This window comes from Neobacillus sp. C211 (assembly GCF_051842875.1).
In the GTDB taxonomy this organism is placed as follows: domain Bacteria; phylum Bacillota; class Bacilli; order Bacillales; family Cytobacillaceae; genus Neobacillus.
Genome location: NZ_JBPXRO010000012.1, coordinates 20,147 through 42,962 on the forward strand (window position 1 = coordinate 20,147; position 22,816 = coordinate 42,962).

Consider the following 22,816-nt stretch of genomic DNA (forward strand, 5'->3'; position numbering starts at 1 on the left):
AAAACTAAAAGGGTAAGTTCTAAGCCTTCTTATGACATTGGCACATTTCTTGCATATTATTTTAGTGAAGCAAGATGGGAGGAACTTACAGTGAAACAATTTTTATATAAACCACTAAGGTATTGGAAAGATATAGAACTTTGGAAAGATGTTACTTCAGTGCAGTGGAACGATTGGCTTTGGCAGCTAACGAATACGATCCGTACGTTAGATGATTTAAAAAAGGTGATCCATTTAACTCCAGATGAAGAGGAGGGTGTAAGAATTTCTACAAAAACCATCCCCTTGAATATTACTCCATATTATGCTTCCTTAATGAATCCTGATGATCCACGTTGTCCGATCAGAATGCAGTCTGTGCCTATTTCGAAGGAGATTTATAAAACTAAATATGATCTGGAGGACCCATTATATGAGGATGAAGATTCACCTGTCCCTGGGTTAACGCACCGCTATCCGGACCGGGTTCTCTTTCTTGTTACCAATCAGTGTTCGATGTATTGCCGCTACTGTACAAGGCGACGTTTTTCAGGGCAAATTGGCATGGGTGTTCCGAAGAAGCAGCTGGATGCAGCTATTTCATATATCAGGCAAACCCCTCAGGTAAGAGATGTATTAATTTCTGGCGGGGACGGCCTGCTGATTAATGATAATATTTTGGAATATATCCTTAAAAACCTGAGGGAAATTGATCATGTTGAAATTATCCGGATAGGGACAAGAGCACCTGTTGTGTTCCCGCAGCGAATTACCGAAAACCTTTGTAATATCTTGAAAAAATATCATCCAATTTGGCTGAACACTCATTTTAATACTTCGATCGAAATTACCGAGGACTCAAAAAGGGCTTGCGAAATGCTTGCCAATGCCGGGGTTCCAGTCGGTAACCAGTCTGTAATCCTTGCAGGAATCAATGACAGTGTGCCAATCATGAAAAAACTAATGCATGATCTTGTCAAAATTCGCGTCCGGCCTTATTACATTTATCAATGTGATTTATCTGAAGGGATCGGTCATTTCAGGGCACCTGTATCAAAAGGACTTGAAATTATCGAGGGGCTTCGCGGACATACCTCTGGCTATGCTGTACCGACCTTTGTCGTAGATGCACCAGGTGGAGGGGGTAAAATTACCCTTCAGCCGAATTACTTGATCTCGCAAAGTCCAGAGAAAGTGGTCATTCGGAATTTTGAAGGCGTAATCACCTCATACCCAGAGCCAGAAAATTATGTGCCTGGAAGGGCAGAGGGTTATTTTCAAGAGGTTTACCCTGATATGGAAGCGAAAAGGTCTCTTACAGGAATCTCAGGTATTATGAATGATCAACACTTTAACCTTGTTCCAGAGGGATTAACAAGGTTAAATCGCCGTAAGGATTATTACCAAGACCCGGCACACACGACGTTAAAGGATAAGCGCAGCAAACGGGATGAATTAAAGGATAAGAAATTTAAAGCATTGTCTCAAAAAGAAGCAGGTAGTCAGGAAACAAAGACGGATGGATCATCAGCCTAGATGTTGAAGGAATAGGAGGAGTGTAATTGGAAACCGTATGTGAATGGTGTTCAAGCACAAATGTAGAAAGAGTAACCACTTCAGTTTTTTGGGAGCTGCCAGATGGGACGCGAGCGATTGAAATCTCGGAAACCCCCACCTTTTCCTGCCCTGATTGTGCAATGATTTATCAAAGCGAACCAATTGTAAAAGAAATAGAGAATCAGTTGTATTTAATTGATTGTAAACTGATTGGAAAAGTGGTCAGCTTCGAAGAGTTAATGGCGGTTCCAAGATTATTAAAGAAAAATTACTTTGACTTTTCATCATAATGAAAGCAGCCTCAATTGTAGGCTGCTTTTATGCTTTATGGTATGTCTAAACGCTGGACGCTTACCATAGTATCCGTTATAGTATTTCATAAGAAATACATATAGAGTGAATCTGGATGAGGAAGGCGTTTATATATGATTAAATCATTTTATCATTTTTTAATGAAATATAGGCATCCTGCTCCAAAGGATGCTATTAGTGACTTTGCCAATCATGCCTATTTAGATCATAGTTTTCCGAAAACTTCCGAGGACTATCATGAGTTAAGTTCTTATCTAGAACTGAATGGTCAATACTTAGAATCAATGTCCGTTTTTGATGAGGCATGGCAGCAATATTTGATTACTGAAAGCAAAATATAGAACAATGTGATCGTCTCAGAAATGAGGCGATTTTTTCATTTTACAATTCACATGCGCTTTTATTTAAACGGCGCATATACTATTGTAATCAAAATTCACGACTTATTATTGAGAGGATGGGAGGAAATGGGAAATAGAAAAAAACCGAAGTATAAGATCGGTGATACGGTCGTGATTACAATCTATGGAACAGTTGGCAAGGTAACAGATGTTAAGTGGCTAGACGGGAAGTACGTATATGAAGTAAACAAAAGTGACGGATTATTCATTGAATCCGCCTTACAATTACTATCAGAATTCGATGGCGTTGTAATGGAACAAGAACAAATTGACATCGAATATAATTTTTTCTTCGGCGATTTAGTTCAAGTAAGCGGTTATGGTGCAGACTTGTTTAAAGTTGTAGGCTTCCGTACAGAAATTTGGCGCTATAAAGAAGATGCCTGGGAAGATGTCATTTATGAGCTATCAAGGGTAAGTGATGGTGAATGGCTTGAAGCTGGTGAAGAAGAATTGACACTTGTTGCAGATGCTGAAAATGCTGATACATTTATTCAAAAACTGGGTCTCCTATACTTAGTGAATAAGAAGGAAAAGGCAGTCGATAATCCAAAAGTCCAGAACATTATTAGAAAAGCAGAATTCGAAGAAATTGAACGCAAAAAGGAAAAAAAGGAATTAATTGACAACTTATTGGACATATTTAATGATTACCGGATTTTATATGAAATGTTTCAGGATCAGGAATATTATCAAGTAATGCGTGTGATTCTTCGGAAATTGGAAAGTCTTGTCAGTAACGATGGCAAGAGTCACGTCTAAGAAAGAAGCTACCACCTCGAAATTTCAAATAGTAAATAGACAACAAACGGGATACCAGCCCATTTAATAAGAAAAAACATCACATCTAGTATCTTCTCAAATGTTTGGAGGGTGAGACCATCCTCCCGATTAACATCATTTATCCATGCCTCTAATTTTAATTGTAAATTTAACATCATATCACCTCAGGGAAAGTTGTTTTCATTCATCCTATGCTTGTCCAATCCAAAAAAGACTTCATCTCTTATTGAAATTTAAGGGGTTAATAAATCCTCGTTCACTTTGGAAATAGATATTCAGTTAAGTCCTTAAAGTAAATAGCATGAAAAAGCCATGTACATCATACATTCTCTAAAAAGGGGGCGATGCTATGAGAGAAATTGAAGTATTTATTGATACTGAAGAGATTGCCGAATTTTTCTTTCATGAGCTTGTAAAAAGGGGATACGTTCCTAGTGAAGAAGAATTAGAGGAAATTGCAGACATAACTTTCGAATATTTAATTGAGAAGAGTATTATCGACGAAGAAGAAGAGGATGAATAAAAAATTAATTAATCAAATAGAAGGAAATAGTCTTTTCCTTTTAATATAGATTAATACAGAAGACGAGCATTCGGTGCTCGCTTTTTGTTGTGCTCGTTAAAAAAACCTTTAGCCAAAGAGCATTGGTCATCATATTTAGTAAATTTCGCGAATCATGAAACCTTTATTTTTTCTAAACGTATGAATGTTTACGAAGCTAAGGAGGGGAAAGAATTGTTAAAAAAAATCCTTAAATTAATTTTCAAAAGTAAGCTTCACCATCACCATCAATATAGCTCTTCAAGTGATGCCTGGAAGAGAAGAAATCATTATAAGCACAACAACCTAGGACATCATCATTATAAAAAGAAGTATAAAAGTAGAAGTTTTTTTAGCAGCTAGCAAGGTGCCCTTCTCATGATAAAAAGAATTGCATTCCTATTTTCCAATTTATTTGAACAACTGTTCCCGAATGATAAGCTCATCGCTGATCGATACAAGGTCATTGGACATCTCGGAGCAGGTGGTTACGGTCATAGTTACTTGGTTTATGATCTGGAATCAAAGCAAAAAAAGGTTCTAAAAGCCTTGCGACTCCATAAAAGATTAACGCAATCGGGTCGAATTGACTTTGATTATGAGAAAGAACTGTTAAGTTCGATTGAACATCCTGGTTTTCCAAGGTATTTTGAGGGTGGTACCTTTAACAACATTCCTTTTTACACAATGGAATTTATTGAGGGGATGAACTTTGAACAGCTTATTTTTGCTGAAGGAAAGAAAGTCTCTGAAAAAGAAGCTTTTCAAATCGTCTATGAATTACTAAATCCGATTGAATATCTGCACAATCATAAAATAATCCACAGAGATATCCGAATCCCAAATGTCATTTCGGATGGTGCTAAGATTAGGCTAATTGATTTAGGGTTAGGAAGACATCTTAATCTTAAAACAGCAGTTCAGACAACAAAAAAGGAAAACAATATCCGTAAAGAGTTTAACTGCCAAGCGGATTTTTATGGATTGGGACATTTCCTATTGTTTTTGCTGTATTCAAATTTTACTTTTCCACAACAAAAACAGGAAAAAAGCTGGGAAGAGGAATTGGAAATTTCCAACCAGGCCAAACACATAATTAGAAAGCTCTTACAGATTGAACCAGCATATGAAAACTGTGCCCAAATAAGAGCTGAAATAATAAATTTATACTTAATCTAGGGGGAGAAAAAGATGTCTTTTTTTAACAAAGTATTTGCCAGCGTAGGAATTGGGTCAGCAGCAGTGGACACAAAGCTTGAAAAGGATACTTATATGCCGGGGGAGACTGTTAACGGAGTAGTTGAAATTAAAGGAGGCAAGATCGATCAGCAGGTTGATGAGATTTATCTCACCTTAAATACCACCTATTTAAGAGAGTCAGATGACAAAAAGTATACCGTCACTGCTGCGATCGAAAAGTTTCGATTAACTACTCCTTTTGTCATTCGTGCAAATGAGAAAAAAGACATTCCATTTTCCTTTCAACTTCCTTTGGATACGCCGCTTTCCATTGGCAGGTCAAAGATTTGGGTAACTACCGGTCTAGATATTAAAGGCGGTGTGGACCCAAGCGATAAAGATTATCTAAAAGTTGTCCCTAACTCACTTATGTCTGCTGTGTTTAATGCTATTGATAATTTAGGATTTAGGATTCGAGAAGCCGATTGTGAAGAAGCACCGCGGCGATTACGGGGACGTTTACCGTTTGTTCAAGAATTTGAGTTTGTACCTACTGCAGGATTATTTCGTGGCAGATTAGATGAACTAGAAGTAGTTTTCTTCCCGTCTGGAAATGGCATGCTTGATATCATGTTCCAAGTGGACCGTCGGGCAAGAGGGCTATCAGGATTGTTTTCAGAGGCAATGGGTGCAGATGAGACCAATGTACGCTTGTCAGTTTCAAATGCAGATATCCCGATTTTACAACAAAAAATTCAAAGTGCAATTCAACGATATTCATAAAATCCTGACAATAGGGCCATTTTGGTCCTATTGTTTTTATGTCTATTGAAACGCTATGATTCGACAAAAATCATCTTTGCTGGATAAAAAAAGTGCAATTCGACAAAAATAATGGGATTTTCAAGAAGGAATCGACAATGTCCATCGCTAATTACTAGAATAAGCAATTAATTCTAATAATTGGAGGTATATGATGATCAAAGTATTAACAAAAAGAGCATGTATACAATATGATGTGACGATCTTTCAAACTCCAAAATACCGTGAAAATAAAGGGCATAAAGAGGTTTTTCGAACCACTATTCCAGCAAATAGCCGGGTGCAATGCTTAGAGGAAACTTTCAGCCGCTTTAATGTAACTGACAGAATCCCTGCAGATTATCAAGGCAGATTTCTCTCAACCGGGGATATTGTGTTAATTGACGAAGGCAGGGGAGGACAGCATTATTATCAATTAAAACCTGGTGGTTGGTTTCCTATTAACAGAATAGTACTTCTGTAAGTTAAAAACCTAAGGACAATATTCCTTAGGTTTTTTAGCTTAGTGCTTTCTTCCACCAGTTGCATTGTGCTCTTTTGCATGTGCTTCATGTTCAGCCACAATGGCCTCAGCAGGGATGTGATTATTTTTCTTCGGTGAATTAGTGCGGCTTCGATGTTTTTTACCCATGAATGATCTCCCTCCAATCTTAAAAATAGCTTCCCACAAAATAATAAATTCATGTCTGTTTCATTGCAGAGTTTCTCATTAGAAATTGTTTATGATATATTGTCAATGAAAACAGTTTAAATACGGCTGTAGTTATTGATTGGAGGAATATAGATGAGTGTACATATTGGTGCGAAGGAAAACGAAATTGCTGAAACAGTATTACTGCCAGGAGACCCGCTTCGGGCTAAATATATTGCAGAAACATTTCTAGATGATGCAAAATGTTACAACGAAGTTCGTAATATGTTTGGATTTACTGGGACGTATAAAGGAAAAAGAATTTCTGTACAAGGAACTGGAATGGGTGTTCCTTCCATTTCTATTTATATTAATGAACTTATGCAAAGCTATAATGTCCAAAATCTAATTCGTGTTGGAACATGTGGAGCCATTCAAAAAGATGTAAAGGTTCGTGATGTCATTTTGGCAATGACAAGCTCAACCGACTCAAATATGAATCGTTTAACGTTTGGTCATGTCGATTTTGCCCCTACAGCAAACTTTGATTTACTTCGTAAGGCATATGATGCAGGGGTGGCAAAAGGACTTAACTTGAAAGTAGGAAATATTTTTACAGCAGATTCATTTTATAATGATAACGCTGAGCTTGAAAAATGGGCTAAATATCAAATCCTGGCGATTGAAATGGAGACCACCGCCCTTTATACATTAGCAGCTAAATTTGATCGGAAAGCACTTTCCGTTCTAACAGTTAGTGATCACATCTTAACAGGTGAAGAAACAACAGCCGAAGAAAGACAATTAACCTTTAACGATATGATAGAAGTAGCTTTAGAAGCAGCGATAAAAGAATAATCAACATAAGCCTTTTCCAAATAGGATGAGGCTTTTTATTTTAGTAATTAACAGGAACTCACTACCAAAATGGAGAATAAATAAAAAACAAAACTCCTCTGTGACAAAAGTCATCGAAAGACGTCAAAATTAGGGCTTAAATTAAATATAGTATTATTTTCGGTAAAAATCCTTTGACCAAATATACATTGCGGGGGTATACATATAAAAGAGGTGATCCAAATGAAAGAGCAGCTCAAATTAGACATTTCTGGAATGACCTGTGCAGCCTGTTCAACGAGAATCGAGAAAGTCCTCAATAAAATGGACAGTGTTGAGGCAAATGTCAATTTGGCAATGGAAAGTGCAGCTATTTCTTTCGACACAGAACTGGTTTCAAGTAATGATATTATTACTAAAATAGAAAATCTTGGTTATGAAGCAACAGAAAAGGTTCACAGGGATACCAAACAGCAGCATAAAGATGCGGAAATTAAACAGAAAAAACGTATATTTCTTCTGTCGGTAATTCTGTCAATACCGCTTCTATATACGATGCTTTCCCATTTGCCTGTGGATTTTGGTTTACCAATGCCACATTTTTTGATGAATCCATGGTTTCAATTACTTTTGGCAACGCCTGTGCAATTTTATATAGGTGGTCAGTTTTATATGGGTGCTTTTAAGGCCCTGAAAAATAAAAGTGCTAATATGGATGTCCTTGTCTCGTTAGGAACATCAGCAGCATATTTTTATAGCTTAGCTGAAGGAATGAAAACAATTGGTAACACTAACTATATGCCACATCTATATTTTGAAACAAGTGCTGTACTGATTACATTAATTCTATTAGGGAAATTATTTGAAACGATGGCCAAAGGGAAAACAACGCTTGCCATATCGAAGTTGTTAAGTCTCCAAGCAAAAGAAGCCACTGTACTAAGAGAAGGTAAGGAGCTTCAAATTCCAATAGAGGAAGTGGAAGTTTCTGACAACTTATTAGTTAAGCCAGGGGAAAAAATTCCTGTCGATGGAATAGTAACTTTAGGGCAATCTTCTGTTGATGAAGCAATGATAACCGGTGAGTCAATCCCAGTGGAAAAATCTGTTGGGGACAAAGTCATTGGTTCAACGATCAATAAGAATGGCACCCTGACCATAAAAGCATTGAAGATTGGCAAAGATACAGCACTTGCTGGAATAATTAAAATTGTCGAAGAAGCCCAAGGCAGCAAAGCCCCAATCCAACGGGTAGCAGATACAATTTCAGGTTATTTTGTGCCTGTTGTACTTGCAATCTCAATGTTTACTTTTTTAATTTGGTACTTCTTTGTGAATCCTGGAGATTTCCCTTCCGCATTAGAAACAGCGATTGCTGTTCTTGTTATAGCTTGTCCATGTGCGTTAGGACTAGCCACTCCAACATCTATCATGGTTGGTACAGGTAAAGGAGCTGAAATGGGGATTCTTTTTAAAGGTGGAGAGCATTTAGAAGCAGCCCATAAAATTAATGCAATCGTCCTTGATAAAACCGGCACGATCACAAAAGGACATCCTACAGTAACAGATTTTATAGCCTATCAGGACGAGAAAAAAGTACTCCAATACCTCGTTTCAGCAGAAAAGTCATCTGAACATCCACTTGCCGAAGCGATCGTAAAATATGGGATTGAAAAAAGATCAAGTACCCTGCCTGTCAAACGGTTTAAGGCAGTACCTGGTTATGGAATTGAAGCAAAAATAGGCGATGATGAAATATTTGTAGGCACCAGTAAACTTATGGCTCTAAAAAATATTCCCAGCATTACGGGAGACCAAGACCTAACCCGATTGGAGAACGAAGGGAAAACAGCTATGTTTATTGCCATAAATTCCACTATTATGGGTGTAGTTGCGGTTGCCGATACAGTAAAAGAGACAGCTAAAATGGCGGTTCAGCAATTAAACCAATTAGGAATTAAAGTGTTTATGTTAACTGGTGATAATGAACGTACGGCTAAAGCGATTGCGAATCAAGTCGGCATTACTAATGTTATTGCAGAAGTCCTTCCCGAGGAAAAGGCCAATCATGTCAAAGAACTACAGCTGCAAGGTCTAAAAGTGGCCATGGTTGGCGATGGAATAAATGATGCACCAGCCCTTGTCGTAGCTGATATAGGAATTGCAATCGGTACGGGTACTGATGTAGCGATTGAAGCTGCTGATATAACAATTCTTGGCGGGGAATTAACCTTGATTCCAAAGGCAATGGGTTTAAGTAAATTAACGATGCAAAATATTCGCCAAAACCTCTTTTGGGCGCTTGTTTATAATTCAGGGGGGATTCCAATTGCGGCACTTGGCTTGTTAGCCCCTTGGGTTGCTGGTGCAGCCATGGCGTTTAGTTCAGTATCAGTAGTGTCCAACGCCCTTCGTTTGAAGCGAGTGAAAATATAAATATAAAGTGAGGTAATTTTCATGGAGAAAACAACATTACAGGTTACAGGAATGACATGCGGACATTGTGAAAAGGCAGTGAAAACAGCACTTCTCAATTTAGAAGGTGTAACAGAGGTTAATGTTTCATTAAAAGATGGCAAGGTTATGGTTGGTCATGATCTAAGCAAAGCCTCAGTTGGGAAGCTTAAAGAAGCCGTCGAAGATCAAGGTTATGATGTAGGATAAAAATAAACGGCACCTACCATTTGGTAGGTGCCGTTTATTGTGAAAATTTATTTGTGATCTTATTATAATTTCATTAACTTTTCTTTGTTAATTTTATACGAAAGATGTTATTCTAATCACTAAGGGTTATTTTTTAAAAGTATCTGATAATAGCTTTTGAAAATTTGGAAATCCATCTAGCACCTAATAAGAAAATTTTCGCTGGATCATTTCTTATTTTTATGGATAATGAAAGTGGTGAAGGATTTGGAAGACGAGAAAATTGAACAGATAAAAGCGCAAGAATCAAACGTTGAACAAGAGCAAGGATCAGCAAACAAATCAGGACACATACGTTTAAAAAAATTCCATTTTATCATGCTGTTGTTTATGGTTGTGTTTCTATCTGCGGGAATTACAACGTTTGCACTAGCTTTTGGAGAAGAAAAGGTCGTTACAGTTGGAACAGAAAGACCAGAATTTGATAAACTCTATGAAGCATATGATACATTGAAAAGTGGTTATTTTAAGGATATTGATCAAAAAAAGGTCATTAATGGTGCAATAAATGGGATGGTGGAGTCACTGGATGATCCCTATTCAGACTATATGAGTAATGAAGAAGCAGAAAGCTTTCATGGCAGCATTTCTTCATCTTTTGAAGGGATTGGCGCTGAAATTCAGGAAAAGGATGGGCACATCGTGATTGTGTCTCCCATAAAAGGATCTCCTGCGGAAAAAGCTGGCTTAAAGCCAAATGACATGATTATGTCCGTTAATGGAAAAAGCCTCCAAGGGATGAATTCTACTCAAGCAGTAACACTGATTCGTGGGAAAAAGGGTACAAAGGTTGAGTTGTCTGTCCAACGCCCTGGTACAGCAGCTCCAATGACTGTGCCAATTATCCGTGATGAGATACCAATTGAAACTGTTTATGGTGAAATGGTGGGAGACGGGATTGCTAAAGTTCAAATTACGAGCTTTTCTAGTAATACGTCGAAGGAACTAGTTAAGACCTTGAATGACTTGAATAGGAAAGGAATGAAGGGTCTAGTCTTAGACTTGCGTCAAAATCCAGGAGGTTTATTGGACCAAGCCATCTCGATTTCGAGCATGTTCGTTCCAAAAGGGAAACTTATTTTAAAAGTAGAAGACCGAAATGGAAAGATTAAGGAATATCCTTCTCAAAATGAAGGGAACCCAAATCTTCCGTTGGTTGTTTTAATTGATAAAGGGAGTGCCAGTGCATCAGAAATACTTGCTGCAGCTGTAAAAGAATCTGCTGGTGTTAAGCTAGTCGGAGAGAAGTCTTTTGGTAAGGGAACAGTCCAGACTGCTTCTGACTTCAAGGATGGCTCAAATCTTAAATTCACCACGGCGAAATGGTTGACACCGAACGGGAATTGGATTCATAAAAAGGGGATAAATCCTGATGTAGCAGTAGCCCTGCCTGAATATGCAACTCTAACAATTATTAATCCCGATAAGGAACTGAAACTATCTACATCATCTACGGAAGTTCAAACTGCCCAAAAAATGCTCAAAGCGATTGGTTATGATCCAGGTCGGACAGATGGATTTTTCGATCAAAAGACAAAAGATGCCGTTACTGCCTTCCAAAAAGCTCAAAAACTCCCGGTCAATGGTGTTTTAAAAGGTGATTCCACCATGAAACTAATGGAGTTATTAAGGGACAAAATAAAAACAAGTGATACACAAATGCAAGAAGCGATTAAAGTATTAAAGGGAACGATGAAATAAAAAAAGTAACCCGACTCCCCGGAGTTGGGTCATTTTTTTAGAGTACAATTAATGACCATTGGAAGGGAATTGAGGATGAAAAAAGCTGATGTTTATATTTTATCAGGATTTTTGGGAAGCGGGAAAACCACCCTTTTAAAACGATTGTTAGAGGATGAACAAAGGTTAGGAAGAAAAACAGCAGTCATGATGAACGAACTAGGTAAGGTTTCCATAGACTCTGATGCAGTTGAGGGGAATGATGTTTCCTTAAAAGAATTGTTAGGAGGATGTATTTGCTGCTCCATCCAAGACAAACTTGAAGCCCAGTTGCAAGGATTATTATTAGATGAAAAACCAGAAGTGATATATATCGAAACAACCGGTGCTGCCCATCCTGTGGAGGTTTTGGATGCGATCCTTTCCCCATTGTTTGCAGATAAATTATTGATTAAAGGCATCCTAACAACAGTCGATGGCAAGAGATGGATGGAAAGAAAATCCTTAAGTCCCCAGCTCCAGCAATTGATCCTTGAGCAAGTAAGGCATGCTGACTTCATTATTATCAACAAAATGAATGAATTAAAAGAGAATGAGCAAGCAAAGATAATATTCGAGATTCAATCCATTAATTCTAATGCAAGATGCCTTCTTACTAATTATTCACAGGTGTCAATTGAACAGCTGAGAAAACTTTCTGTATCCTTTGAAAAGGAAAAGAAAGAGTCACAACGAGTAACTATAAATTTAACGACATTTGTTTATCAATTTAAAACTGCCATTAGCCATGCTGAATTTGAGAATTTCTTAAAACGTTTACCAGATACAATTTACCGAATAAAGGGCTATGTTAAGTTTGATCATTCGGACCTGCCTTTTTTATTTCAGTTTTCTTATGGCATGCCGATTTATCTAAAAGAAGACATGAATATGCGATTAAACCTTGTGTTTATTGGTGAAGGTATAAATTGGAATGGGATTGAAACACAATTAGAAAATCTTGAAAAGTAAGAAAAATACCATGATTGAATGAATGATAATTTCCTCTTCAGGTAACTCTTTTAATGTAGCAAAGATTTTTTAAAAGGAGGATACGATGAAGAGGGTAGTCATTTTTTTAATGTTAATTCATATCCTCCTAAATGGCCAAGGGGTAAAAGCAGCATCAACAATCAGCTATAAAATTGAGATGTTAAATTGGAAAGAAGTTAATCAAATCCTTCCAAAGTACACAAAATTTACGGTAATGGACGTGGAAACGGGAAGAAAGTTCAAGGTGCAACGACGTGCGGGAAGCCACCATGCGGATGTACAGCCATTAACCACAAAAGACACGAAGGTAATGAAAAGAATATACGGGGGTAAATGGAGTTGGAAACGCCGAGCTATTATTGTTATTCATAAGGATCAATGGATAGCGGGCTCGATGCATGGAATGCCGCATGGTGCTGGAGCATTAGCGAATAGCTTTCCAGGTCACTTTTGTATTCATTTTTATGGGAGTACCACTCATCGCACCAACTCAATGGACTTATCACATATGCTCATGGTTTTGAAGGCTTCTGGCAAATTAAATCAGTATTTAGGAAAAGCGAATCCCTATGAGGTCATAAATGCCTATGTTGCAGGATTGAAGCAGCAGGATGTCCAGATTACTTCCCAAGCTTCTTTACAAAAAATAAACTGGAAGCCGATTTTAGGGAATATAGAAAGTGTTAGAATTTCTCGAATGGAGTTTTTGCCAGCAGAGGATTTAACCGAGGAAATTAGTTTAGATGTCCCCATCGAAATTGATTGGTTTATAAAAAACAGAGGCGGGCAATCCTTTAGAGGGGATATTCATCTGGTAAGATTTTCACCAATTGATGCTTGGAAAGTGGATTCAAAGGATTTTCTAAAAGAAAATAATCTTCACTAAACAAAAAAACATCCTAGTTACTGGACAACCCAATAATTAGGATGTTTTTTTGTGAAGAAGAAGATTATATCGGCTGTTCGCCAAATTTGATAAACGTACGTTCATCCTCAATTAAACCACAGGCACCGCATTGGACTCGAAATTCTGGTCCATTGTAAGGGAGGTGGAAGGGTTCTAAATCATTTTCACCATACTCTCGGATTACTGCTCCCGATTGAGGGTCAAGTTTAACAGATTGGGAAACTTGTTGAATAACATTAAAGCGGCTCCGATTCGTTTTGCAATTTGGACATTTATAAGGGGTAGACATAAGGTTTCTCCTTTCTTTGACTTGTTAAATTATATTTTTTGCAATAGTGTTAGTAAATATGTAACAATGCAAGTGAAGACATAAAAGGGGAGGGATTGTTTGTCGAAAGAAAGAGTGTCCTTCGATGAATTACTAGAGGAATATCGGCAGATTTGGAATAATCGTATACTAGAAACAGAAGGAAAAGGTAGTGAAGTGACCCTATTCGAAGCGATAAAAAGGGAGCTTCAAGATGAAAACTCACACCCGAGGATCCGGAAAAACAAGTATGAGAAATACTATTCTGCAATCAAAAGAGTGATTAATTCTACGATTTCTCTAGAAGCCAAGCTATTGTTAATTAAAATTCATAATGAAGTAATGGAAGAATTAAGTTAGGAGAGAGGAACCTTGAAAAAGCTTTTCGTTTTTTTGGTGACTGTTCTATGTTTAAGTATTGTTATTTCGTGCAGTAATAAAAAAGAACAAGCCGATAATCTACCGCAAATGGTAGAAGTAGAGTTATCCATTAACCCGGACCCAGGCAAAATGAATCAACCGATTACATTTGAAGCGAAGGTTACTCAGGGGAATGATCAAGTGAAGGATGCTGAGGTTATTTTTGAGATCTGGCGTGCAAAGGATGACAAGCATGAAAAGGTAGAAATTAAGCATGCTGAAAAAGGAATATATCGCTTAGAAAGATCCTTCTCACAAGAAGGTACTTATTATATCATTTCTCACGTTACAGCAAGAGATATGCATAATATGCCTAAAAAAGAATTTACCATTGGGACCCCAAGTGCACCTGAGGATCCCAACACCAAAAACTCCATGGATGGTATGAAGATGGAAGATGAAGATCAGTAAACTAAAGGACAGAAAAATTGGCTGTCCTTTACACTAATGACGTTCATGAAATTTCAGTAACATCAATTTGAGAAAACTGCATATCAACATTTTTGGGGATTTTCACTTCAAGCATATAATCCTTGAAGGTAGCAGTTGCCCCCTTCTTTTTTACAATTGCAGGAAGGATGATCGTGTGTTTATCTTCATGTTGTGGAATATGCTCCACAATTAGTTGATTAGATGTATGAAAAATTCGGAGCTGTTTAATCCATTCCTCTTTTTTGATTGGAATTCTAACATACACAAAATCATGGGTCTCAAAGGCCGTTGAATTCAATATACTCCTCGTTGGCTCCTGCGGGGATACCGACGATTGGAAACCCTTAAACATCTCTTGAGGGTTCATCACACCTTTCATGTTAGCGGGCATGATTTTCCCCATAAGATCCTGAACATAGTTATTGATTTCTTCAGGCTTCATTTTTATTATCTTATCCTTCAAATCGTTATCAAAAGGAAACTTATCCCAAGGGAACAATGATCTCATCCTTTCCACCTTTTGTAGCTATCTTATCCTATGCCAATATTTGCCCATTCGTTATTAAAACTTACATCCGTTACAGAGGAACAAGTTTTCACTATAGAGATGGAACTAAAATTTGCATAAATAATTGTTTCTTTTTAACATATAGTTAAGAGAGAAATTCTAAACATTGAGAGGTAATTATTTGTGAAAAAGAAAACGGCTTTGATTACGGGGGGAGCTTCTGGTATTGGCAAAAAAACTGCTTTATATCTCGCGGAAAATGGGTATCAGCTAGTCATTAACTATCGTAATAGTAAAGCAGAAGCTATTTCTTTAGCAAACCAATTGACTAAATATTATGGAACGCATAACATTACGATTCAAGGTGATGTCTCGAACATGGAGGATTGTATCCGAATTGTTGATGAAACCCTTGCTGTATTTTCAACCGTGGATGTTTTAGTTCATAATGCAGGTCCATACATACATGAAAGAAAGAAGCTGACAGACTATTCCTTCGATGAATGGAACTATATTTTACAAGGGAACTTAAGTGCTGTATTTTATTTGTCAAAACTTATTATTCCTTCGATGCGAAACCAAAAATGGGGAAGAATTATAACAATCGGATATGACCGAGTCGAAACCGCACCAGGTTGGATATTTCGTTCTGCGTTTGCTGCAGCGAAGACAGGAGTAGCGTCACTTACAAGGACAATTGCAATTGAAGAAGCAGAACATGGGATAACCGCTAATATGGTTTGTCCGGGTGATATAATAAATGAATGGAAAGATAGTAATATCGGGGATGCTATAGCAGCAATGGGTGATAGCCCCATTGGAAGGCAAGGAACTGGAGAAGATATAGCCAGAGTAATTGCCTTCCTTACGGATGAAAAATCCGATTTAATTACTGGAAGTATAATACCTGTCACAGGTGGACTTGACGTATTAGGTAAAGTACTTAAGAATTAGTATAATTTTTTGAACTATTTGATTTTCAGGAATGAAAACAGCTTCTTTTGTGGACAATAGAAAATAATCATCTATGAAAGGAGCAAAGAAAATGAGTTTTAACATGAACAGAATTAACCCTAATCAAACCCAAGTATTTTTTCATGATGGCCGCTTTGAAACATTGACGAATGAGGAATTAGATGAATTTTTGCTCCAAATGGGTCTTAATGACGTAAACGAAAGCATGGAGCAAAATTTAACGGAATAATATGAAGATTTCTTTCCTTGAAAACTAAATAAAAACAATCGGCGAGGGCCGATTGTTTTTTTTATGCCTCCAGCAATTGTGAATCGTCTGATTGAACTGCTCCGTTTCGCATAAGGTAAAAGGTGTATTGATCCTTTGGAATCTCATATAAATCATATACTTCACCAATCGCGTTTAATTGCTCATAAATAGATTTTCTACTTTCATTTGCTTTTATAACATAAGGTAGTTTTTCAGCAGCTTTTATTGAGCGAATATTAACCTTGCGGATGCGCATAAAAACTGTCTCAATTCCCGTTTCATAAAAAAGTTCTTGAAAAAAGGCATCCTTAGCCGGGCTATTGTAACCCTTGCCATGGTAGGGCTTGCCAAGCCATGTTCCTAAAAAACCTGCATTGTCCTCAATATCAAATAGATTAATTGTTCCGATAGGAGCTCCCCATTCATCGAGAATGGTCCGTGAAATTAATTCACCGCGTTCTTCGGATTCTATGGTTTGTTTTGTCATAAATAAAAATTCTTCATAAGAATCAGCTTTTTGGCGTACAAAAGGGAAGACATCAGGGTGCGTCATTAATTCGTACAATGCGTGGCTGTCATGAAGATCACGTTTTTTAAGCATGAAAATCCCTCCATTAGGGCATTCCGATCCCATGTCAAAAGAAGCGGTCCACCCTCGAAATTTTTTATAAAGTTACTAAAAAATTTCGGGGTGGGAATCGAACCCACTAGAACCAGTAAAACTGGTGGCGCACCATTTGCCTTCCCTATATCATTTTTTTGTTAACAAATTGTGTTCGTAAACCCCCAAAGTATTTAGGTCTAAAACATTTCACTTAGTGTATAATACAAGAAAAAAACCAAAAAATAAATAGGTTTTTTGTGTATTTTTCGATAATATTTTTTACCAATTTTCAACATTAATCTATCTTTCTTGATAGATCATTTCACCGCCAATCATCGTCCACTTTGGCTTTGCTAAATAATGGAATGGGTGATGGCTCCAAAGCACTAAATCTGCGTCCTTACCCTCTTCGATACTTCCGACGGTATTGTCTATTTTTAAATTTTTGGCTGGTAATATGGTGATTCCTTCTAGTGCTTTTTTCTCGGATAAACCTTCTCGAACAGCAAGGCTCGCGCAAATATTTAAGTATTGAATTGGTGTATAAGGGTGGTCGGTAATAATTGATACTTCAACACCATGATTGGTCAGTTCTTGATAGGTTTTCCATGTTTTATTTTTTAATTCTACCTTGGATCTTCGTGTCAATGTAGGTCCTACAGAAACCTTTAAACCCATTCCAGATAATTCACTGGCTATTAAATGCCCTTCAGTACAGTGCTCAATACGTAAATCTAGATTAAACTCTTCTGCAAAACGAAGCGCTGAAATAATATCATCTGCACGATGAGCATGAATTCTTACGGGAATTTCTCTTTTTAAGGCCTTCACGATAGGAGTAATTCTAGGCTCCTCCGGATTATCCGCATGGATGGCTTTGTAGAAGGCTTCTCTTAGCATCCCCATAATCCCCATCCGTGTAATGGAATCATTATTCCCATGGCTATGAATTCTCTTTGGATTTTCCCCTAAGGCTATTTTTAAGCCTGAAACTTCTTGGATAATCATTTTTTTTATATTTTTACCAGTAGTTTTAATGACTGAAGTAGTTCCGCCAATGACGTTGGCGCTTCCCGGCATGACATGGACAGTTGTAATTCCGCTTTTGACGGCATCAGAGAACGCTGGGTCCAATGGATAAACACCATCAATTGCCCGAATATGGGGCGTGAGGGCTTCGACTGTTTCATTTGCATCATTCCCAGCCCAGCCAGTTCCTTCATCATAAAGACCTAAGTGAGTATGAACATCAATAAAGCCCGGTAAAAGAAATAAATCCTCACAATCGATTATTTTTACTTTTAAGTCTGTCGTTAAATTTTTGCCTAATTTTTTAATTTTCCCTGCTTCAATTAGGACATCACAGTGATGGATTGGTTCTGATGAAATTGGATATACCGTTGCGTTTTTTAAAAGTATTTTTGTCATAATAAAACCTTTCTTCACGTTGATAATAGTTATTTTATTAATTTTACCAATTTGCGTGCCTAGGGAGAAGTTTGATCCCATAAATTTTTTCAAGGATAACGAAACCTTTTAAAACCATTGGCGTAAATATTAATGAATTTAAAAAATATATTCCAATGGGGGAATAGAAAATGGTTAATCAAGATGAAAGGTTGTTTGCTGCTGGTATTTATGTGTTAAGTATATTTTTCCCAGTAATCGCACCGCTAGTTATCTGGTTAATAAAAAAGGATGAGTCATCATTCATTGATTATCACGGCAGGGAATACTTTAACTTTTTGATTTCCTATACAGTTTACTTTTTTGTTAGCGGATTATTAACACTCATCTTAATTGGTTTTGTAGCACTAGCGATATTAGGCGTAATGCTCTTTGTATTCACCATTATTGCAGCAATCAAAGCCTTTGAAGGAAATGAATATCGATTTCCGTTAATTTTTAGGCTAATTAAATAATCTTGAGAAATATACCCGGCAAAAAATTTGTCGGGTTTTAAGGGATTTTTTGGTATAAATGTTAAATACAGTATATTGCGGCTCTTTCTTTGCATTCACATGCATCATAGTCCTCCTTGGGTTTAGTGTATTTATTTTTAGAAAAAAAGAGCTAGCCTCTTAACAAAGTCATATCATCCCTTTTTTTTTGTTCTTTAATCGAAATCTCCTATCATTTTTTAGTCGAATAGTAAATAAACTAAAACTAGAGGAATTGATAAGGAGTTTTCTAGATGAAAATAAATGAATATTACCGGGATACGGCTCATTTGAACTTAAATGGTAGTATTGTTGCTCTGATTCCAGCTGTTATGATTGTTGCTGGCAATCTTTCTGTTATTAAAAACAAAGAAATAATGATATTAACTATACCTTTCCTGATTTATAGCTTGATTTGTTTTCAAATCTATCTTTTTAGAATAAGGCAGTCGATATCCATTGACAGAAATATGGCAAATTCAAAGCGCATTAGGGAGTCTTTATTTGAAACACGACATTTACTTGTCTTATTTCTGAACACAAACTCTCCACGCCTTCTACTCTATTTTCCTGACGGGCATCTAGCAGGGATGATTAAAAGGTTTCATAACCAGGGCTTAAAGAAGCTTAGGATTTCGAAAATTTATGCTCTCTATAATTTGGATAACGATGCCATCGGATATTTTAAAGTTACTGGCAAAAAGATTGAGGTATTTGACCATAAAAGGCATTATTTAGGCTGCTTTGAAAAAAGGAAACTAGATTGGAGAACAAATAAGAAGGAATTACTAGATTCGAAAGGCAGGTTTATTGGTGCTGTTGAAGGGTCATCTACTTTTATGGATGAGCAAGTAATAAACAAAAATGACCTTCCGGACGGACGGCTTCGAAGGGGATGGATGCCGGTTGAATGGAGTCCAATGTTTCCAGAACCTAATACACCAGTCCTCTCACTTAGGGAGACTTTATCAGAGGAGGACAAGCTTCTCCGAATGTCATTTATTGTTAATGAATATTTTATCGAAAGATAGAAGTATCGACAGTTTCCCTCATGAACATTGAATGATATGATAAATAAAACATGTTTATCAATTTTGTGGGGGTTTTACGATGCAAATCAATTTAATTAAAGGCCATGGTTCGGGAAATGACTTTCTAATAATCGACGAAAAAACGAATGGATATGCTTTTACGGAAAGTGAACGAGCGGACCTCGCCAAGTTATTATGTAACCGTCAATCCGATTTGGGTGCTGACGGGATTCTTTTCGTTATGCAAAGCGAAAACGCAGATGGAAGAATGCGTGTATTTAACTCTGACGGGTCGGAAGCTTCAATGTGTGGAAATGGACTGCGTCTTGTGTCTAGATATGTTTGCGAACATCTAGGGCAAAATAGCGCTGTGATTGAAACGATGAAAGCCAATCTGAAGGTAAGCAAACAAAACGACCTTTTACAAGATATCCACACCTACCAAGTGGAAATTTCACCGGTGCTGTTTGAATTAAAAGCCCTCCCATTAAATTTAAATAAACCAACTCTTTACAATGAAAGAATTGAAAAACTTTCAGGGGATTTAAGGTTCACAGCTCTTGCAGTACCGAATCCGCATTTAATCGCCATTGTTGAAGCGGAACAGCTCAAAGGTGACCTCCAAAAACAACTTAGTGAGAAGGTGAATGGTCCCAATGATTTGTTTCCTGACGGCGTTAATGTAAGTTTTGTTAAACACTTGCAACCTGGTTCAATTTATGTAAGAACCTTTGAACGTGGTGTTGGTTTTACGAATGCCTGTGGTACTGCAATGTCTGCCTCCACGCTAGTCACTTGTTTACAAGAATTAAATGAGTTCGAAAAAGTTGTTAATGTTTATAATAATGGTGGAAGAGTCCAGTGTGTAGTCCACGAAAGCGAGGGGAAATACACAATTGACTTGATCGGAAATGCTACCTATCTTTATAATGCGACAGTCAATGTTGATCTCGAGCAAGGAGCGTTTACTGTCACTTCGAAAACGGAATTGATGGAACAGACTTCTTATGAGAAGTTACAATCAGAAGCAAAAGGGTATCTCGAAGACGGAATAAAAGGATAGGGCTCTCCTATCCTTTTTTGGTGCCTTTTTTTAGGATCTCTAAGACAGGTGCAAACGCCTGGGTTGATTTTGTTTGAAAGTAATTTGAAAAGGGATCACCTTGTTGGCGTATTCGCTTGATCGCATTTTCCATGTTAAACGATACTAGCTCGAGCTTTTCATTTACTTCCTCCCAATAAAGGGGAGTGGCAACACCTGCATGTTCGTTTCCTCGCATCGAATAGGGTGCAACAATCGTTTTTCCTTCGCTATGTTGCACATAGTCAACGTATAGCCTGTTCCCCCGCTTTTTTTTCATCCTCTCAATCGTGAAGGAGTCAGGATCCTTGGAAATTAAATACTCAGCGACAAAGCTTGTAAATAACCTGGTATCATCGTAAGAATATTCATTTTCGGGTAGTGGGATGTAGATTTGCAGCCCCTTGTTCCCAGAGGTTTTAATGAAACCTATTAAATTCAATTGATCGAGGACTTCTTTGATTAAAATTGCTGCTTTTATCGCCAATTGAAAGTGGCCGATAGAAGGCGGGTCTAAATCAAAGACAATTTCACTGGGTCCCTTGCTATGAATGGTTTGAAATGGCACGTGGAACTCAATCGCTAATTGGTTACCAAGCCAAACGAGTGTTTTAAGATTATTGCAAAGAATATAGTCAATCCCCTCGGCTGAATGTGTCTGCACAAATTCAGGAGCATAATCTGGACAGTTTTTTTGATAAAATGCTTCTCCGAACATCCCGTGTGGAAAGCGGATGACTGTTAATAAGCGGTCTTTTAATAAAGGCAGCATATACGGTGATATTTCTCGTAAGTACAGGATATAATCGGCTTTGCGTATGGAAAGTTTTTCCCAAAGAGGTTTATCAGGATGGGTAATATCTAAGTCTTCTGGCAGGTTCTTTTGTGCGAAAATAAAACGATCGTATGTACATAAGGATGGTTCTAAATCAAAGCGAAATCGATCAAAATGGGGCTCACGCAGCTGATTTTCATAGAGTTCTAAATATTTTACTTCTATACAAATGGCAGGTTCAACAATAATCATTTGTGCATCTTCACGGAGCTTATTTTGTTTAATTGTTTGTTGCAAAGCTTGTTTTTCCTCCGGTTTAAAGCCGAAAAGTACCTGGCCGATAGGATGGATCTTATTTTCCTTATAGACACTTACGTAAAAGTAACCATTTGTTTTATCATAAGCATTAATAAAACAGCTTACATATTTCCAATTTTTATATTTCAACCATTGTAAGGAACGTTTTCCTTCTTCCCACAGACTATTCTTGTGTTTAGCAATAATTCCTTCCCCATCATTTAAAACAACCTTTTCCCATAACAAATCAAAATCATCATGAGCCTGGACAAGCTGAAGTAATTGTTCATCATAGGGGTCAGCCTCCAACTCCAATCCGATTTTTTGAAACAGTTTGATGAGTTCCTTCTTCCGTTTATGGAAAACAAGGGAATGTAATGCTTTTCCGGTCATCACAAGCACATCAAATACCATCAAGCGGCATGGAGACTTGCTAGCTTGTTCATTAATTTTTCGTTCCGATTTTAATCGGCCTCGTATTTGAATCATTGAGAAATTAGCTTTATGCGTGTTTTCTAATGAAACGAGCTCCCCATCTAATTGAAGAGGTATGTAGGGTTTGAATTGTTTTTCATGTTTTAACAAAAATTCCTTTATTTCTGGAAATTGGGGGAGAAGTGACTTTCCGTTCCTGCTGGTCAGTTTAATTCCTTGTGAATCCCATTCCAAAATAGCGCGAAATCCATCATATTTAACTTCATAGAACCAATCAGGATGAACTGGTAGATCAAATGTAAGACTTGGCAGCATCGGTTTCATCATAAAAAAGTCCCTTCTTTTTTAGTTTATTTTGTTTAATTATCGTCGAATTCATCCTTTTCCAATTGTTTTT

General features: G+C 37.3%; 28 protein-coding genes. 21 read left to right on the top strand and 7 right to left on the bottom strand.

Translation table 11 applies throughout. The features are described 5' to 3' along the window. The first annotated feature begins 90 nt into the window (after positions 1-90). From ablA to ACSU6B_RS12890, 4 genes are all read left to right on the top strand, one after another. Entirely contained in the window at positions 91-1,515 is a 1,425-nt protein-coding gene (gene ablA, locus ACSU6B_RS12875) for a lysine 2,3-aminomutase (RefSeq protein ID WP_410885737.1), read from the top strand. A 26-nt stretch (positions 1,516-1,541) separates the two neighbouring features. Beyond that, positions 1,542-1,826 (top strand): YokU family protein, encoded by a 285-nt coding sequence (locus tag ACSU6B_RS12880; RefSeq protein WP_088088672.1) that lies wholly within the window; start codon positions 1,542-1,544, stop codon positions 1,824-1,826. Between the two features lie 138 nt (positions 1,827-1,964). Beyond that, the gene (locus ACSU6B_RS12885; protein ID WP_210427180.1) at positions 1,965-2,189 is read left to right on the top strand and encodes a YozE family protein; all 225 of its coding nucleotides are present in this window, start codon (positions 1,965-1,967) and stop codon (positions 2,187-2,189) included. Between the two features lie 126 nt (positions 2,190-2,315). Beyond that, on the top strand, positions 2,316-3,011 hold the full coding sequence (locus ACSU6B_RS12890; protein WP_410885739.1) for a hypothetical protein: 696 nt from the start codon (positions 2,316-2,318) through the stop codon (positions 3,009-3,011). Positions 3,012-3,019: 8 nt separating this feature from the next. On the opposite strand, the gene ACSU6B_RS12895 is transcribed toward ACSU6B_RS12890, so the two are convergent. After that, on the bottom strand, positions 3,020-3,190 hold the full coding sequence (locus ACSU6B_RS12895) for a hypothetical protein (RefSeq protein ID WP_215010975.1): 171 nt from the start codon (positions 3,188-3,190) through the stop codon (positions 3,020-3,022). Positions 3,191-3,381: 191 nt separating this feature from the next. Between ACSU6B_RS12895 and ACSU6B_RS12900 the strand changes: the two genes are divergently transcribed. From ACSU6B_RS12900 to ACSU6B_RS12915, 4 genes are all read left to right on the top strand, one after another. Further along, positions 3,382-3,555 (top strand): YozD family protein, encoded by a 174-nt coding sequence (locus ACSU6B_RS12900; RefSeq protein ID WP_066256754.1) that lies wholly within the window; start codon positions 3,382-3,384, stop codon positions 3,553-3,555. A 396-nt stretch (positions 3,556-3,951) separates the two neighbouring features. Continuing rightward, the gene (locus tag ACSU6B_RS12905; protein WP_410885741.1) at positions 3,952-4,752 is read left to right on the top strand and encodes a serine/threonine protein kinase; all 801 of its coding nucleotides are present in this window, start codon (positions 3,952-3,954) and stop codon (positions 4,750-4,752) included. Positions 4,753-4,764: 12 nt separating this feature from the next. Next, positions 4,765-5,535 carry a sporulation protein gene (locus tag ACSU6B_RS12910; protein ID WP_410885743.1) on the top strand — a complete coding sequence of 257 codons (771 nt, stop codon included), beginning with the start codon at positions 4,765-4,767 and terminating at the stop codon, positions 5,533-5,535. Positions 5,536-5,725: 190 nt separating this feature from the next. Continuing rightward, positions 5,726-6,037, top strand: a complete 312-nt coding sequence (locus ACSU6B_RS12915; RefSeq protein ID WP_214712540.1) for a YodL domain-containing protein — start codon at positions 5,726-5,728, stop codon at positions 6,035-6,037. 39 nt (positions 6,038-6,076) lie between these two features. Here the strand turns inward: ACSU6B_RS12915 and ACSU6B_RS12920 are convergent, their stop codons facing one another. Further along, positions 6,077-6,205 carry a hypothetical protein gene (locus ACSU6B_RS12920; protein WP_088088665.1) on the bottom strand — a complete coding sequence of 43 codons (129 nt, stop codon included), beginning with the start codon at positions 6,203-6,205 and terminating at the stop codon, positions 6,077-6,079. A gap of 153 nt (positions 6,206-6,358) precedes the next feature. Here ACSU6B_RS12920 and deoD point away from each other — a divergent pair, with 153 nt between their 5' ends. The 6 genes from deoD (at position 6,359) to ACSU6B_RS12950 (ending at position 13,343) form a co-directional block, all read left to right on the top strand. Further along, positions 6,359-7,063 (top strand): purine-nucleoside phosphorylase, encoded by a 705-nt coding sequence (gene deoD / locus ACSU6B_RS12925; protein ID WP_168244803.1) that lies wholly within the window; start codon positions 6,359-6,361, stop codon positions 7,061-7,063. Positions 7,064-7,285: 222 nt separating this feature from the next. Continuing rightward, on the top strand, positions 7,286-9,478 hold the full coding sequence (locus ACSU6B_RS12930) for a heavy metal translocating P-type ATPase (protein WP_410885747.1): 2,193 nt from the start codon (positions 7,286-7,288) through the stop codon (positions 9,476-9,478). A 21-nt stretch (positions 9,479-9,499) separates the two neighbouring features. After that, complete coding sequence (copZ, locus tag ACSU6B_RS12935; RefSeq protein ID WP_088088662.1) at positions 9,500-9,706, top strand: copper chaperone CopZ; 207 nt, start codon at positions 9,500-9,502, stop codon at positions 9,704-9,706. A 228-nt stretch (positions 9,707-9,934) separates the two neighbouring features. After that, positions 9,935-11,446, top strand: a complete 1,512-nt coding sequence (locus ACSU6B_RS12940) for a S41 family peptidase (protein WP_410885750.1) — start codon at positions 9,935-9,937, stop codon at positions 11,444-11,446. Between the two features lie 75 nt (positions 11,447-11,521). Next, entirely contained in the window at positions 11,522-12,436 is a 915-nt protein-coding gene (locus ACSU6B_RS12945) for a CobW family GTP-binding protein (RefSeq protein ID WP_410885752.1), read from the top strand. Positions 12,437-12,521: 85 nt separating this feature from the next. Next, complete coding sequence (locus ACSU6B_RS12950) at positions 12,522-13,343, top strand: hypothetical protein (RefSeq protein WP_410885754.1); 822 nt, start codon at positions 12,522-12,524, stop codon at positions 13,341-13,343. Positions 13,344-13,407: 64 nt separating this feature from the next. On the opposite strand, the gene ACSU6B_RS12955 is transcribed toward ACSU6B_RS12950, so the two are convergent. Then, positions 13,408-13,653, bottom strand: coding sequence for a DNA alkylation repair protein (locus ACSU6B_RS12955; protein ID WP_168244799.1), 246 nt, complete (start codon positions 13,651-13,653; stop codon positions 13,408-13,410). 99 nt (positions 13,654-13,752) lie between these two features. On the opposite strand from ACSU6B_RS12955, the gene ACSU6B_RS12960 reads away from it, so the two are divergent. Both ACSU6B_RS12960 and ACSU6B_RS12965 read left to right on the top strand, forming a co-directional pair. After that, complete coding sequence (locus ACSU6B_RS12960) at positions 13,753-14,031, top strand: hypothetical protein (protein ID WP_410885756.1); 279 nt, start codon at positions 13,753-13,755, stop codon at positions 14,029-14,031. A gap of 12 nt (positions 14,032-14,043) precedes the next feature. Beyond that, positions 14,044-14,502 (top strand): FixH family protein, encoded by a 459-nt coding sequence (locus ACSU6B_RS12965; RefSeq protein WP_410885758.1) that lies wholly within the window; start codon positions 14,044-14,046, stop codon positions 14,500-14,502. A gap of 43 nt (positions 14,503-14,545) precedes the next feature. Here ACSU6B_RS12965 and ACSU6B_RS12970 read toward each other — a convergent pair whose 3' ends face one another. Next, positions 14,546-15,031, bottom strand: a complete 486-nt coding sequence (locus ACSU6B_RS12970) for an Hsp20/alpha crystallin family protein (RefSeq protein WP_410885760.1) — start codon at positions 15,029-15,031, stop codon at positions 14,546-14,548. Positions 15,032-15,214: 183 nt separating this feature from the next. Between ACSU6B_RS12970 and ACSU6B_RS12975 the strand changes: the two genes are divergently transcribed. Together ACSU6B_RS12975 and ACSU6B_RS12980 are read left to right on the top strand one after the other, a co-directional pair. After that, positions 15,215-15,985, top strand: a complete 771-nt coding sequence (locus tag ACSU6B_RS12975) for an SDR family oxidoreductase (protein ID WP_410885762.1) — start codon at positions 15,215-15,217, stop codon at positions 15,983-15,985. 91 nt (positions 15,986-16,076) lie between these two features. Further along, positions 16,077-16,235, top strand: a complete 159-nt coding sequence (locus ACSU6B_RS12980) for a hypothetical protein (protein WP_179195904.1) — start codon at positions 16,077-16,079, stop codon at positions 16,233-16,235. Positions 16,236-16,296: 61 nt separating this feature from the next. Here the strand turns inward: ACSU6B_RS12980 and ACSU6B_RS12985 are convergent, their stop codons facing one another. Both ACSU6B_RS12985 and ACSU6B_RS12990 read right to left on the bottom strand, forming a co-directional pair. Further along, positions 16,297-16,857 (bottom strand): GNAT family N-acetyltransferase, encoded by a 561-nt coding sequence (locus ACSU6B_RS12985; RefSeq protein ID WP_215003237.1) that lies wholly within the window; start codon positions 16,855-16,857, stop codon positions 16,297-16,299. 303 nt (positions 16,858-17,160) lie between these two features. After that, the gene (locus tag ACSU6B_RS12990) at positions 17,161-18,288 is read right to left on the bottom strand and encodes an amidohydrolase (protein ID WP_168244795.1); all 1,128 of its coding nucleotides are present in this window, start codon (positions 18,286-18,288) and stop codon (positions 17,161-17,163) included. Between the two features lie 170 nt (positions 18,289-18,458). On the opposite strand from ACSU6B_RS12990, the gene ACSU6B_RS12995 reads away from it, so the two are divergent. The 3 genes from ACSU6B_RS12995 to dapF all read left to right on the top strand — a co-directional run bounded on the left by ACSU6B_RS12995 (position 18,459) and on the right by dapF (position 20,894). Beyond that, entirely contained in the window at positions 18,459-18,782 is a 324-nt protein-coding gene (locus ACSU6B_RS12995; RefSeq protein WP_088088653.1) for a DUF4870 domain-containing protein, read from the top strand. Between the two features lie 272 nt (positions 18,783-19,054). After that, positions 19,055-19,831: a hypothetical protein gene (locus ACSU6B_RS13000; protein ID WP_410885765.1), complete on the top strand. Its 777-nt coding sequence runs from the start codon at positions 19,055-19,057 to the stop codon at positions 19,829-19,831. A 79-nt stretch (positions 19,832-19,910) separates the two neighbouring features. Then, positions 19,911-20,894, top strand: a complete 984-nt coding sequence (dapF, locus tag ACSU6B_RS13005; RefSeq protein ID WP_410885767.1) for a diaminopimelate epimerase — start codon at positions 19,911-19,913, stop codon at positions 20,892-20,894. 7 nt (positions 20,895-20,901) lie between these two features. Here the strand turns inward: dapF and ACSU6B_RS13010 are convergent, their stop codons facing one another. After that, complete coding sequence (locus tag ACSU6B_RS13010; protein WP_410885937.1) at positions 20,902-22,743, bottom strand: DNA ligase D; 1,842 nt, start codon at positions 22,741-22,743, stop codon at positions 20,902-20,904. Positions 22,744-22,816: the final 73 nt, after the last annotated feature.